This is a genomic window from Stenotrophomonas sp. 57, from assembly GCF_030291075.1.
Classification (GTDB): domain Bacteria; phylum Pseudomonadota; class Gammaproteobacteria; order Xanthomonadales; family Xanthomonadaceae; genus Stenotrophomonas.
This window is the reverse complement of sequence record NZ_CP127407.1, coordinates 1,114,685-1,127,562: the sequence shown is the minus strand read 5'-3', so window position 1 is coordinate 1,127,562 and position 12,878 is coordinate 1,114,685. Positions and strand designations below refer to the sequence as shown.

Here is a 12,878-nt window from a genome sequence, read left to right as displayed (position 1 = left end):
TGCAGGGGCCTGCGGCCTCGACACATCATCTTCACTCGCCGTAGCTGGCGGTGTTCTTGCCCTGCCGCTTGGCGTGGTAGAGCGCACGGTCGGCCTGCGCCAGCCAGTCTTCCACGCTGCCACCGCGCGGGGTGGCGGCAATGCCGATGCTCACGCTGAACTCGATGCCCGGCGTGGCCTGACGGGCGGCCTCGAGCAGGTGCAGGCGCACCCGCTCGGCCACATGCATCGCATCCACGGGCGCGCAGTCGTGCAGCAGCACGACGAACTCGTCGCCGCCCAGTCGCGCCGGGGTGTCGCCGGGCCGGGCGAAGGCGCGCAGGGTCGAGGCGATGTGCCGCAGTACTTCATCACCGGCGCGGTGCCCGTGCGAATCATTGATGTGCTTGAAGTCATCCACATCGAGCATCAACAGGCAGGCAAAGCCGCCCTGCCCGTGTGCCTTGTCCAGCGCCTGCTGCGCACGCAGGATCAGGAAGCCGCGGTTGGCCAGCTCGACCAGCGGATCCATCCGGCTCAACCGCTGCAGCTGACGGTTCTGCGATTTCACCCGGCGCGCCAGCTGCCAGCTGAGGATGCTCAGCCCGATGCCATAGACGAACAGGAACGGCACGCTGAGTACGACCGTGCGCTGCGATGACACGGGTTGGTACGGGAAGCCGAGTGCCCACCAGGTGAGCGCGAATCCCACCACCAGCGCCAGCGTGGCCCGCATCGCCAGGCGCACGCCGTCGGCCGCGATCTTGTCGGCCACCAGCAATGCCGCGAACAGGGCGCTGGGCACTGCGCTCAGCGCCATGAACGCGATCCAGCCACCGCCGAAGAAGGAATCGACCACCATGCAGCGGAACTGGACCGCGGCCGGCTTGCGCGAGCGCTGGGTCAGCACCCGTGCCAGCGCCGGCCACGCCAGCGCATTGAGCAGCAACAGGACCCAGGGCAGCGCGCCATCCTGGCGCTCCAGCATGATCGAGGCGATGGGGATTGCCCCCAGGCCGTTGCCCACGAAGCGCATCCAGCCGATGCGTCGTGCCGCGCCGACGCCTTCGATCGCGACCTCCGTCGAGTCAGTCAAGAACGGCATTGCCGCCCCCCTTGCGCGATCGCACGATCCAGCCCGGCCCGTGCCGGGCTGCCTGTCGCGAGTCTGACAGCTTTACGTCAATTCGGGATCAAGGTTGCAGCCAGCTGCGCTGGCTGTCACGGCGCCCGAAGGCACCCCGCCCGCCCTTACCCGCGCCTGGGCGCAGCCGTTGACCCCCGCACCATCAAGCTGAAATCCAGCGTCTGCTGAAGCGGCACATCCGTCTGTTCGATGATGGCGAGCAGCAGGTTGACCGCGCGCTCGCCGATTTCCCGCATCGGCTGCCGGATGGTCGTCAACGGCGGTGTGAGGTAACGCGAAGAGGCCAGGTCGTCGAAGCCGACGATGGACAGCTCGTCCGGCACGCGGATGCCCCGGTCGCGGCAGGCCGCCAGCGCGCCCAGCGCCATCTGGTCGCTGAAGCAGAAGACTGCGGTCGGTGCGGTCGCGTCCGCCAGCAGCGCCATCGCCGCCGCATGGCCGGATTCCACGGAAAAGTCTCCCGGCACGACACTCAGCTGGCGCAGGCGGCCGCGCGCCTTGCCGGCGGCCCGCACCCCTTCCAGGCGCTGCTGGTGCAGCGGATTGTCGGGCGGCCCGCCGACCACAGCGATGCGTTCGTGGCCCAGGGCGTACAGGTGCTCCATGACCGCGCGCGCGGCGGCGGCATTGTCGATATGCACACTGGGCAAGCCCAGCGTGGGGTCGAACTCGCATCCGTTGACCACCGGCGCGGCCGCACCCCTCTGCTGGACAATCTCGCGCGCCGTCGGTGGCAGCCGGTGGCCAAGCACGATCATGCCGTCGGCCTCGTTGCGCCGGAGCATCTGCGCGTAGCGCTCCTCGCGGTCGGGTTGGTCCTGGGTATCGCCCAGCAGCACCGCGTAGCCGACCGCCTGAGCGGCGTCTTCGGCACCCTGCAGGATCTGCGCGAAGAACGGGTTGGCGATATCCGGAACGGTGACCAGGATCTTGCCGCTGCGCTGGGTCTTCAGCGTGCGGGCCACCGTGTTGGGCACGTAGCCCAGCGCGACGGCGGCCTGCTCGATGCGCGCGCGCGTGGCCGGCAGCACCTTGTCCGGCCGCGAAAGCGCGCGCGACACCGTGCCGGCGGAGACGCCGACGTGCTTTGCAATGTCGTAGATGGTGGCCATGGCGTTAGTTCTCCTTTCCGCTGTGCAGTGCACAACAGGTCCTGCGTGAGCCCCTGCTAGGATAATGCAATCGATTGCATCGAGGGCGAATCACGTTGAAGACGCTCAAGGGTCCAGCGCTGTTCCTGGCGCAGTTCATCGGCGACACAGCTCCTTTTGATCGGCTGGACACGCTGGCCGGCTGGGCCGCGGGCCTGGGCTATTCTGGCGTACAAGTGCCGACCAGCGCCCCCCACCTGTTCGACCTGGCCGAGGCGGCGCGCAGCCAGGCCTACTGCGACGATGTGGCCGGGATGCTGGCCGGGCACGGCGTGCGGATCACCGAACTGTCGACCCACCTGCAGGGGCAGCTGGTCGCCGTCCACCCCGCCTATGACAGCCTGTTTGACGGTTTCGCACCGGCGGGCACGCGCGGCGACCCCGCCGCTCGCCAGGCCTGGGCCGTGGATCAGCTGATGCTGGCCGCCAAGGCCAGCCAGCGGCTGGGACTGACCGCGCACGCCACGTTCTCCGGCGCGCTGGCCTGGCCGTATTTCTATCCCTGGCCACAGCGCCCGCCCGGCTTGGTGGAAGAGGCCTTCGCCGAACTGGGCCGTCGCTGGCGACCGATCCTCGATGCCTTCGATGCCTGCGGCGTGGACCTGTGCTTCGAGATCCATCCTGGCGAGGACCTGCACGACGGCGCGACTTTCGAACGCTTCCTCGAGGTGGTCGACCATCATCCGCGCGCGAAGATCCTGTACGACCCCAGCCACCTGCTGCTGCAGAAGATGGATTACCTCGGTTTCATCGACCGCTATCACGCGCGCATCGGCATCTTCCACGTCAAGGACGCGGAGTACCGCGCCAGCGCCAGCAGTGGCGTGTATGGCGGCTACCAGGACTGGATCGATCGCCCCGGCCGGTTCCGCTCACTGGGCGACGGCCAGATCGACTTCAAGTCGATCTTCTCGAAGTTCGCGCAGTACGACTTCCCCGGCTGGGCGGTACTGGAATGGGAGTGCTGCCTGAAGCACCCCGAGGACGGCGCACGGGAGGGGGCCGCCTTCATACGCGACCACATCATCCGCGTGACCGAACGCGCCTTCGACGACTTTGCCGACAGCGGCACCGACGCCGCATCACTGCACCGCATGCTGGGACTCTGAGCCGATACCGCCCCGGGAGGGCAAGCCATGACGCACGCCATGTCGCGCTTGGGCGCGATGATGTTTCTGCAGTTCTTCATCTGGGGGGCGTGGTTCGTGACCCTCGGCACTTATCTGGTGCAGGGCCCGCTGCAGGCCAGCGCCAGCCAGGTGGCCACGGCCTTCCTCAGCCAGTCCATCGGCGCCATCGTCGCGCCCTTTTTGGTTGGCCTGATTGCAGACCGCTACTTCGCCGCGCAGCGCATCCTTGCGGTCCTGCACCTGGCCGGCGCAGTACTGCTTTGGATGGCCTCCACGGCGGACAGCTTCAGCACGTTCTCCGCCTGCGTGATGGGCTACATGCTGCTGTTCATGCCAACGCTGGCGCTGGCCAACAGCGTGGCAATGCGGCACATGCAGTCGCCGGAGAAGCAGTTCCCGCTGGTGCGGGTGGCCGGCAGCGTCGGCTGGATCGTCGCCGGGGTGCTGATCGGCTGGCTGGGCTGGGAACAAGCACACCGGCTCGAGCTTACCTTCCAGATGGCGGCGCTGGCCTCGCTGGCGCTTGGCCTGTACGCGTTCACCCTGCCGCACACGCCGCCGCTGGCGAAGCAGCGCGATGCCGGCCTCGGGCAGATCCTTGGCCTGGATTCGCTGCGCCTGCTGAAATCGCGCGCGTATCTGGTGTTCTTCCTGGCCTCCATCGCCATCTGCATCCCGCTGTCGTTCTACTACAACTTCACCAACCCCTACCTCAACGACCTGGGCGTGCGCGGCGCTGCGGGCCTGCAGTCGCTGGGCCAGGTGTCCGAAGTGCTGCTGATGCTGGCCATGCCGTTCCTGTTCGTGCGGCTGGGGGTGAAGACGATGCTGGCGGTGGGCATGGCCGCGTGGGTGGTGCGCTACGTCATGTTTGCCTTCGGCGACATCGGCGATGCCGGCGGCGGTTTCATCCTGATCGTCCTCGGCATCGTGCTGCACGGCATCTGCTACGACTTCTTCTTCGTCACCGGACAGATCTACACCGATGCGCATGCCGGCCCCGACGCGCGCAGCAGTGCACAGGGCTTCATCACCCTGGCGACCTATGGCGTGGGCATGCTGATAGGCACCTTCCTGTCCGGCGCGGTGGTGGAGCACTACACCACCGCCGCCGGACGCGACTGGCAGCAGATCTGGCTGTTCCCGGCCGGTGTCGCACTGGTCGTGCTGATCGCCTTCCTGCTGCTGTTCCGCGATCGGCCACTGGTCGCAGCCGCACCGGCTTCGTCCCGGGGAATCCAGTAGATGGCGACGCTTGGAATCGCCATCGTCGGCACCGGCATGATTGGCGCCGTGCATCGTCGCGCGGCGCTGTTGGCCGGTGCGCAGATCCGCGGCGTGGCCGCCTCGTCCGCGCAGCGTGCACATGACGTGGCGCAGTCCTGGAATGCCCCGCGCGCCTATCGGGACATCGACGAGGTCATCGCCGATCCGCAGGTGCAGGTCGTGCACGTCTGTACGCCCAATCATCTGCACCGGCCGATGGCAGAGGCCGCACTGGAAGCCGGCAAGCACGTCATCTGCGAGAAGCCACTGGCCACCTCGCTGGAGGACGCCGAGGCGCTGGCTGCACTGGCTGCCTCGCGCGGCCTTGTGGCCACGGTACCCTTCGTCTACCGCTACCACCCGGTGGTGCGCGAAGCGTGTGCACGCATCGCACAGGGCGAGCTTGGGCCGTTGCACCTGATCCACGGCAGCTACCTGCAGGACTGGCTGCTGGACCCGGCCAGCAACAACTGGCGCGTGGACCCGGCACTGGGCGGTACGTCGCGCGTGTTCGCCGACATCGGCTCGCACTGGTGCGACCTGGTGGAATGGATCAGCGGCGAGCGTTTCGCCGAGGTCAGTGCAGCATTCGCCACCGTGATCGCCGAGCGCGGCGCGGCCAGCGGTCAGAGCTTCAGCACGCCGACGGCCAACGGCGCGATGCAGGCGGTCACCAGCGAAGACGTGGCGGCGGCGATGTTCCGCACCGGCGCCGGCACGCTGGCGTCATTGACGGTCAGCCAGGTCTCGGCCGGACGCCACAACCGCCTCTGGTTCGAGATCGATGGCGCCCGGGCCAGCGTGGCCTTCAACCAGGAGGACGCCGAGCGACTGTGGATCGGAAGACCCGACCAGCGCGAGGAGATCTTCGTGCGCGGCCCGGGTGCAGGCAGTGCCGAACAACGGCGGCTGTCGGTGCTGCCGGCCGGCCACGCGCAGGGCTACGGGCATTGCTTCGAGGCATTTGTCGCCGACAGCTATCGCGCGATCGACGGCGAACGGCCCGAGGGTCTGCCCACTTTCAACGACGGCGTGCGCTCGGCACGGATCGTCGACCGCGTCATCGCATCGGCCAGGTCCCGCGCCTGGACCACCATCGGTTGAGTTCCCGGAGGAACGCATGATGAAGACCCCAGTTCGAAGAATGACGGCCATGGCACTGTTGCTGCTCGCTGCCCTGCCCGCCTTTGCCGGCGAAGCCCCCGCGCCGCAGAAGCCGATCGCGGTGCAGATGTACTCGCTGCGCAACGCCGGCTCGCTCGACCAGCAGCTGAAGATCGTCCACGACGCAGGCGTGCACGCGGTGGAAACGGTGGGGACCCAGGGCGTCAGTGCCACCGAACTCAAGCAGTTGCTGGACAGGTATTCGATCAAGGCGATCTCCTCGCACGTGGCGCTGGCAGAGCTGCGCAAGGACCTGGACGGCGTGGTGGCCTTCAACCGCTCGATCGGCAACACCACGCTGGTCGTGCCCTACCTGGACGCGAAGGACCGGCCTACCGATGCGGCGGGCTGGACCGCACTGGGCCAGGAGCTGGGCCGGCTGTCGAAACAGGTTCGCGCCAAGGGCATGCGCCTGGCGTACCACAACCACGACTTCGAGCTGACCGACTTCAACGGAAAGACCGGCCTGGAGCTGCTGTTCGCCGCCGCCGGGCCCGACCTGCAGACCGAGCTGGACCTGGCCTGGGTTGCGCGCGCTGGCCACGACCCGGCCGAGATGCTGGGCAGGTTCCGCGGCCGCCTGTTCGCGGTACACGCCAAGGACAACGCCCCGAAGGGCCAGGCTGAAGACGAAGGCGGATTCGCAGCCGTCGGCCAGGGGGTACTGGACTGGAACGCGATCCTGCCAGCCGCGGCCGCCGCGGGCGTGCACTGGTACATCCTCGAACACGACCAACCACGTGATCCGGCCAAGGTGATCCAGGCTGGCGCGGACTACCTGCGTGAACACCTGACCGTCAGCCCGCCGGCCGGCACACAGCGCTAGCCCGCGAAGGAGACTCGCTTGAAGACGATGCTGAAACTTGCGGTAATGCTGTGCGGCGCGACGCTTGCCACCACCGCGTGGTGCAAGGACGATCCCGCCGCCGGCGCCACGCTCTACAGCGCGAACTGCGCGGCCTGCCATGGCGCCGATCGCGCCGGCATGCCAGGGGCGTTCCCGGCGCTTGCCGACGTCAGCAAACGGTTGGACGCTGCGCAGATCAAGGACAAGATCCGCAAGGGAGGCGGCCTGATGCCGCCCTTCGCCCAACTGTCGCAGCAGGAGATCGACGACATCGCCAGTTACCTGGCGAAGTAGTCGGCGGGTACTACAGCTCGCGCACCCAGATGTTGCGGTAGCTGACCCTGGAATCATGCTCCTGCAGATAGAGCGGCGCGCACGCATGGGGTGAGTACGACGGCGCGCCGATGTACTCGGTCTTCCCCGCCAGCACGGTGTCATCCTGCACCAGTACGCCGTTGTGCAGCACCGTGATGCGCGCAGGCGAGAGGAGTCCGCCGCCCGATGAGAAACGTGGCGCCTTCCAGATGATGTCGTACGCCTGCCACTGCCCCGGTGCACGCGAGGCATTCACCAGCGGCAGGGCCTGCTTGTAGATCGAACCCGCCTGTCCATTCGCATAGGTGGGGTTGTTGTAACTGTCGAGCACCTGCAGCTCGTAGAGTTCCTGCAGGAAGATGCCGCTGTTGCCACGGTTCTGGCCGTCGAAGCCCTTCGTCTCCATGGGTGTGCGCCATTCGACATGCAGCTGCACATCGCAGAAGCGTTGCCGGGTGCGGATGCCTTTGCTGCCCGGCAGCACGGTCATCGCGCCATCGGCGATCTCCCAAGGCACAGGCCCGCCCTGCTCTGCCTCCCACGCCGAGACACTCTTGCCATCGAACAGCACGATGGCGTCGGAAGGCGCCTTGCCTGCAGGTGTTGCCACGACGGCGGGCACAGGTTCCCACACCTCGGTCTTCTTCGGATCGCGTGCAGGATCGGCAGCGGCATGTGCGAGGGCAGGTGCAGCGGCCAGAACGCCAGCGGCGATCACCAGAGCCTTGATCATCACGGTCTCCATCAGCTGGTCCCCCACGCAGGTGTACCGGGGGTATAGGCCAGGTCGCCGTCGTAGCGACCCGGCACGGCGACGTACTGCAGCACCCCGGTCGCACCGACTTTGGACGTGAAGAAGCCGAAGATGGCCAACTGCTTGAGCATCGTGAAGTAATGCGGCATCGCGTCGCCCTCTTCAGGCGTACCGGTCTCGGTCACATCGGCATTGCGTGCCTTGGCTTCGGCATCCAAGGTCCGCAGCAACCCGGTGCGGGCTTCCGGTGTAAGCGATACGAACCGACCACCCGCGCGCTTGTCGATGTCGACCAGTCCGGCGCGGAACGTTGCCTGCTGCCGGGCGGTGTAGCAGTCGCTGACGAACGTTGCCATGAACGCACCGGCGCCCGCGTCCTTCGCCCCGGGTGTCCTTGTCCGCGGCAGGATGGTCTCGGCGATCTCGTCCAGCATGCCGATTTCGGCATCGGAGAACGCTGGGATCGCCCCCGCCGCGGGCGCCTTGCCCTGCACCAGTGCCGGCAGCCCGACCATCGCCGCACCGGTGGCGGCCACGATCATCTTCAGCAGTTCGCGACGATCCATCACAGGTTCCCCGCTTTCAGTTCGCGCACGGCGTGGTCGGCGGCACGTGCCGTCAGCGCCATGTAGGTCAATGAGGGATTCACGCAGGCACTGGACGTCATGCAGGCACCGTCGGTGACGTAGACGTTGGGTGCGTCCCAGACCTGGTTGTGTGCGTTCAATACGGAGCTCCTGCGATCACGCCCCATGCGCGCGGTCCCCATCTCATGGATGCCCTTGCCCGGGGCGTAGTCGTTGTCGTGCATCTTCACGTCCTTGACCCCGGCCGCCTCCAGCATCTCGGCAGCATCGGCGGCCATGTCCTTGCGCATCGCCAGTTCGTTGGCGCGCATGGACACGTCCATCGCCAGCACCGGCAACCCCCACTTGTCCTTGCGCTCGCGGTCCAGGCGGATGGTGTTGTCGTGGTGCGGCAGCATTTCGCCAAAACCGGTCATGCCGATCCGCCAGTCACCGGGTACGGTCAGCGCCTCCTTCAAGTCGGCGCCGATGTTCAGCTCGGCGATCTCGCGCGACCAACCGGTGCGGCTGGCACCGCCCTGGTAGCCGAAACCGCGCAGGTAGCCGCGCTTGTCGGCCGCGACGTTACGGAACCGCGGAATGTAGAAGCCGCAGGGACGGCGGCCGAAGTAGTACTTGTCTTCGTAGCCCTCCACCCGACCCGAGGCACCTGCGCCGAAATGATGGTCCATCACGTTGTGCCCCAATTCGCCCGACGAAGAACCCAGCCCGCCGTCCCAGACATCGGTCGCCGAGTTCATCAGCAGCCACGTCGAGTTGAACGACGACGCGTTGAGGAAGATCACTTTGGCCGTGTACTGGTAGGTCTGGCCGGTTTCGGCGTCGATGACCTCCACGCCGCGCGCACGCTTGCGATCCTTGTCGTACAGCACCTCCTTGACGATCGAGAACGGACGCAGCGTCAGGTTGCCGGTCTTCATCGCCGCTGGCAGCGTCGCCGCCTGGGTGGAGAAGTAGGCACCGAAGGGACAGCCCAGGATGCACTTGTTGCGATACTGGCAGTTGACGCGGCCCTGCTCGGGCATCGGCTTGGTGATGTTGGCCGTACGCGAATGGATCATGTGCCGCGTTCCGCCGAAGGCCTTCTTGATGCGTGCGGCCACATCCTTCTCGACGATGTTCAACGGGATCGGCGGCAGGAACTCGCCGTCCGGCAGCACGTCCAGTCCTTCGCGCGTACCGGCGATGCCGGCAAACTTCTCCACATGGTCATACCACGGCGCGACATCGGCATAGCGGATCGGCCAGTCGGTGGCGATGCCGTCCTTGAGGTTCGCCTCGAAATCCAGGTCGGAGAAGCGATAGCTCTGCCGCCCCCACATCAGCGAGCGCCCGCCGACGTGGTAGCCACGGAACCAGTCGAAGCGCTTGGTCTCGATGTAGGGCGAGTCCTGCTCGTTGGCCCACATCCCTTCCAGGTTCTCGGCCAACCCGTAGTCGCGCATCAACACCGGGAACGCGGCCTTCATCGCCTGCGTCGGCCGGTTGCGATGCGGGAAATCCCACGCTTCCTTCATCGCGTTGACGTAGTCCTTGACGTGCTCGATGTTGCGACCGCGTTCCAGCATCAGGACCTTCAGGCCCTTCCCGGTCAGCTCCTTTGCTGCCCAACCGCCACTGATTCCCGAGCCAACAACGATGGCGTCGTAGTGATTATCTGCCATGGGTCTCTCACCTGGGTGGATATCGTTTCAGACGTCGCAGAGGCGGATCGCCTCGCGCAATGAAGCAGCGGGATCGGGCGCCGCAGGCATGAATTCCTGCGCCAGATATCCCTTGAAACCGGTGTCGCGGATCGCGCGGCAGATGGCCGGATAGTTCAGCTCCTGCTGGTCTCCGATCTCGTTGCGGCCGGGCACGCCTGCGGTGTGGTAATGCTTGAAGCACGCGTGATGCCTGCCGATGGTGGCGATGATGTCGCCCTCCATGATCTGCATGTGATAGATGTCGTAAAGCAGGCCGAAGTTGTCCGAGCCGAGCCGCTGGCACAACTCCACGCCCCATGCGGAGTGGTCACACAGGTAGTCGCGATGGTCGACCCTGGAGTTCAGAAGCTCCATCACCAGCACCACGCCACGCTTCTCCGCATGCCCGAGGATGCGCTTGAGGCCGGCCTCGGCATTCGCCATGCCGTCCTGCGGATCCATACCGTTGCGGTTGCCGGAGAAGCAGATGAGGTTGCGGTAGCCGGCATCGGCGACCAGATCGATGTGCCGCGTGTAGCGTGCCACCAGCTCATCGTGGAACTCGCGACCGGCAAAGCCCTTGGTCAGGCCCAGCTCCGCGCCGTTGCACATCGAGCTGTAGACGCCGTGGGCCTTCAGCGTGGGCCAGTCTTCGGGGCTGACCAGGTCGATCGCGGCAAAGCCGATGTCCTTCACCGTCGCGCAGAGCTGGGCAACCGACAGCTGCGGGAAGGTCCAGCGGGCCACGGCCTGCTTCAGGTTGCCCTTCAACGGTGCAGTGGCGGCGAATGCAGGCAACGCTCCCGCAGTACCCAGGGCTACGCCCCCAGCAATCGCCATGCGCAGCGCATCGCGCCGCGTGAGCCCCGGGGGCGGGATCGGTCTGATCGTATGGATGGACATCCACCTTCCGGCCTCCCAACCGGCATCAAACGCAACAATTCACAGCAATGCAATCGATTGCACCATAGGGGATGAATTTGACTGTTTGCAAGTCGCGGTGCACGAAAATCGATGCTGCGAAGCACAACGCAGTCGACATCGCGCAAAAAGAAAAGCCCCGCATGAGCGGGGCTTTCTTTTCTGCTGCGAACGAGCTTTCGATCAGAACGGTTGTGCACACTTGATGACTCAGCTCCAAACCCGTCGAGCGGTAAAAGCACTGAATCATTCACTTAAAGAGCACGTCGACCGTTCCTTCTTCAACAGACCAAACGGAATCCGTAGATCCCCACTTCCTTGTCGACGCGTAGACCGTGGAAAATTTCAACTCAATCAGTCTCATTCTGGCCAGTCCCTCCACCCATTTCTGCTTCCCGATACCGTGTCAGGCAAGAGGCATCACCAACTGCATCAACATGTGCTGGTGCAGTTCCAACGTTCATGACCTCGTGATCTCGAAACCTCTGACCAAAGGGTTCTTCAGCGCAGTTCTCCACGACCAACCGCAACCGCTGAGATAACCCAGCATCATTGTCACGCGCCCGAGCCGGCGCTCTATGGATGCAATGGTGTAGCCGGGTGGCATGCCGGTCGCCGCCATCCATTCAACCAACTTGGCCAGCTTTTGATTGGGTGTAACGATCTCAACCGTGTCCCCCGACTGCAGCTCACTGATTAGGCAGGTCTTCAACGTGCTCCTCGCCATCACACCCACGTTCGAAATTGAGGGTTTGCGCCAGAACACTTGCATGCGAAAAATTCGGCAGCAGCGTTTGTGATGTCGAGGCGTGATGTGCAGGCCATATCGCGATCCGCCGATCTCTTCAAGGTTGTATCTGTACTGATCGCGAGCTTCGCCCCCCTCAGGCTCTGGTTTCGAGGCCACCATGACCCGTCCCACAATGATTACACCCACAAGCCATACGCCCAGGGGGATCAGTGGCCCGAAGTAGAACAGCAACGCGACATCAAACTGATACGAGTAGATCGCACCGTTGACGATCCGCATCGCAATCGGCGAGAACAACGAGATCAAGACGCCAGCATTTCGCAGCTGCGAGGTCGCGTACAACGTGGGATAGAACAGCGGAAGGCCCGACTCGTCGTGGAGCATCGGAACTCGCTCGCCGTATTGCATCACATGGACCGACAGCTTGGGCATCATCCCTTGCTCGCCTGATTTCACGTATGTATGACTATAGCCGTATTTCTTGCCATCCTGGGAACGTACAAAAAAAGAGGAGGAGCCCCAGTTACGGGGCTCCTCCTCTGCGTATATCTACTTTTTTTACTAAGTGTGGTCTAGAACGGAATATCGTCGTCAGCGAAGTCGTCCATCGGCGGCGCCTGCTGCGGCTGCGGGCGCTGGTTGCCACCCTGGTTGCCGTAACCGCCACCCTGGTTGCCGTAACCGCCGCCCTGGTTGCCGCCCTGGTTGCCATAGCCACCGCCCTGGCCGCCACGCTGGCCGCCGCCACCGCCGCCGTACTCCTGGCGCGGGGCCTGCTGGCGCTGCGGGCGATCGCCGCCGTAGTTGCCGCCACCGCCACCACCGCCGCCTTCACCGCGGCCGCCCAGCATCTGCATTTCGTCGGCGACGATATCGGTGGAGTACTTCTCCACGCCGTCCTGGCCGGTGTATTTGTCGTAACGCAGGCTGCCTTCAACGTAGACCGAACTGCCCTTGCGCAGGTATTCGCCGGCGATCTCGCCGAGCTTGCCGAAGAACACCACACGGTGCCATTCGGTGCGCTCCTGCTGGTTGCCATCCTTGTCCTTGCGGACGCTGGTGGTGGCCAGGCTGATGCGGGTGATCGCCATGCCGCTCTGGGTGTACTTCACGTCCGGGTCGTTGCCGAGATTGCCGACCAGGATGACTTTGTTGATGCCGCGCGCCATAGGTACCTTCGT

The 12,878-nt window shown here is 65.3% G+C and carries 13 protein-coding genes; 5 read left to right on the top strand and 8 right to left on the bottom strand.

Going from position 1 to position 12,878, the window contains the following annotated elements:
• Positions 1-31 precede the first annotated feature (31 nt).
• Together QP512_RS05165 and QP512_RS05160 are read right to left on the bottom strand one after the other, a co-directional pair.
• A complete protein-coding gene (locus QP512_RS05165) occupies positions 32-1,084 on the bottom strand; it encodes a sensor domain-containing diguanylate cyclase (RefSeq protein WP_286071197.1) in 1,053 nt (350 codons plus the stop codon).
• A gap of 146 nt (positions 1,085-1,230) precedes the next feature.
• Entirely contained in the window at positions 1,231-2,238 is a 1,008-nt protein-coding gene (locus QP512_RS05160; RefSeq protein WP_286071196.1) for a LacI family DNA-binding transcriptional regulator, read from the bottom strand.
• A 95-nt stretch (positions 2,239-2,333) separates the two neighbouring features.
• Here QP512_RS05160 and QP512_RS05155 point away from each other — a divergent pair, with 95 nt between their 5' ends.
• From QP512_RS05155 to QP512_RS05135, 5 genes are read left to right on the top strand one after another with little or no spacing between them, the layout of a single operon-like run.
• A complete protein-coding gene (locus QP512_RS05155) occupies positions 2,334-3,386 on the top strand; it encodes a sugar phosphate isomerase/epimerase family protein (protein WP_286071195.1) in 1,053 nt (350 codons plus the stop codon).
• 27 nt (positions 3,387-3,413) lie between these two features.
• Positions 3,414-4,652 carry a nucleoside permease gene (locus tag QP512_RS05150; protein WP_286071194.1) on the top strand — a complete coding sequence of 413 codons (1,239 nt, stop codon included), beginning with the start codon at positions 3,414-3,416 and terminating at the stop codon, positions 4,650-4,652.
• Positions 4,653-5,777, top strand: coding sequence for a Gfo/Idh/MocA family oxidoreductase (locus tag QP512_RS05145; protein WP_286071193.1), 1,125 nt, complete (start codon positions 4,653-4,655; stop codon positions 5,775-5,777).
• Between the two features lie 19 nt (positions 5,778-5,796).
• Positions 5,797-6,663 carry a sugar phosphate isomerase/epimerase gene (locus QP512_RS05140; RefSeq protein ID WP_286071991.1) on the top strand — a complete coding sequence of 289 codons (867 nt, stop codon included), beginning with the start codon at positions 5,797-5,799 and terminating at the stop codon, positions 6,661-6,663.
• Between the two features lie 18 nt (positions 6,664-6,681).
• Positions 6,682-6,978: a cytochrome c gene (locus QP512_RS05135; protein WP_286071192.1), complete on the top strand. Its 297-nt coding sequence runs from the start codon at positions 6,682-6,684 to the stop codon at positions 6,976-6,978.
• Between the two features lie 10 nt (positions 6,979-6,988).
• On the opposite strand, the gene QP512_RS05130 is transcribed toward QP512_RS05135, so the two are convergent.
• The 6 genes from QP512_RS05130 to QP512_RS05105 form a co-directional block, all read right to left on the bottom strand.
• Positions 6,989-7,732 (bottom strand): DUF1080 domain-containing protein, encoded by a 744-nt coding sequence (locus tag QP512_RS05130; protein ID WP_286071191.1) that lies wholly within the window; start codon positions 7,730-7,732, stop codon positions 6,989-6,991.
• A gap of 11 nt (positions 7,733-7,743) precedes the next feature.
• Entirely contained in the window at positions 7,744-8,319 is a 576-nt protein-coding gene (locus QP512_RS05125; protein WP_286071190.1) for a gluconate 2-dehydrogenase subunit 3 family protein, read from the bottom strand.
• Entirely contained in the window at positions 8,319-10,004 is a 1,686-nt protein-coding gene (locus QP512_RS05120) for a GMC family oxidoreductase (RefSeq protein ID WP_286071189.1), read from the bottom strand. The genes QP512_RS05125 and QP512_RS05120 overlap by 1 nt, the downstream gene beginning before the upstream one ends.
• Before the next feature lie 27 nt (positions 10,005-10,031).
• Entirely contained in the window at positions 10,032-10,928 is an 897-nt protein-coding gene (locus tag QP512_RS05115) for a TIM barrel protein (RefSeq protein ID WP_286071188.1), read from the bottom strand.
• A gap of 478 nt (positions 10,929-11,406) precedes the next feature.
• Entirely contained in the window at positions 11,407-12,129 is a 723-nt protein-coding gene (locus QP512_RS05110) for a hypothetical protein (protein WP_286071187.1), read from the bottom strand.
• A gap of 140 nt (positions 12,130-12,269) precedes the next feature.
• Positions 12,270-12,866 (bottom strand): single-stranded DNA-binding protein, encoded by a 597-nt coding sequence (locus tag QP512_RS05105; protein ID WP_286071186.1) that lies wholly within the window; start codon positions 12,864-12,866, stop codon positions 12,270-12,272.
• Positions 12,867-12,878 lie beyond the last annotated feature (12 nt).

Coding starts and splice junctions, on each gene's coding strand:
- QP512_RS05165 (WP_286071197.1), bottom strand. CDS start 1,084: ATGCCGTTCTTGACTGACTCGACGGAGGTCGCGATCGAAGGCGTCGGC.
- QP512_RS05160 (WP_286071196.1), bottom strand. CDS start 2,238: ATGGCCACCATCTACGACATTGCAAAGCACGTCGGCGTCTCCGCCGGC.
- QP512_RS05150 (WP_286071194.1), top strand. CDS start 3,414: ATGACGCACGCCATGTCGCGCTTGGGCGCGATGATGTTTCTGCAGTTC.
- QP512_RS05145 (WP_286071193.1), top strand. CDS start 4,653: ATGGCGACGCTTGGAATCGCCATCGTCGGCACCGGCATGATTGGCGCC.
- QP512_RS05140 (WP_286071991.1), top strand. CDS start 5,797: ATGAAGACCCCAGTTCGAAGAATGACGGCCATGGCACTGTTGCTGCTC.
- QP512_RS05130 (WP_286071191.1), bottom strand. CDS start 7,732: ATGATCAAGGCTCTGGTGATCGCCGCTGGCGTTCTGGCCGCTGCACCT.
- QP512_RS05125 (WP_286071190.1), bottom strand. CDS start 8,319: ATGGATCGTCGCGAACTGCTGAAGATGATCGTGGCCGCCACCGGTGCG.
- QP512_RS05120 (WP_286071189.1), bottom strand. CDS start 10,004: ATGGCAGATAATCACTACGACGCCATCGTTGTTGGCTCGGGAATCAGT.
- QP512_RS05115 (WP_286071188.1), bottom strand. CDS start 10,928: ATGTCCATCCATACGATCAGACCGATCCCGCCCCCGGGGCTCACGCGG.
- QP512_RS05110 (WP_286071187.1), bottom strand. CDS start 12,129: ATGCCCAAGCTGTCGGTCCATGTGATGCAATACGGCGAGCGAGTTCCG.
- QP512_RS05105 (WP_286071186.1), bottom strand. CDS start 12,866: ATGGCGCGCGGCATCAACAAAGTCATCCTGGTCGGCAATCTCGGCAAC.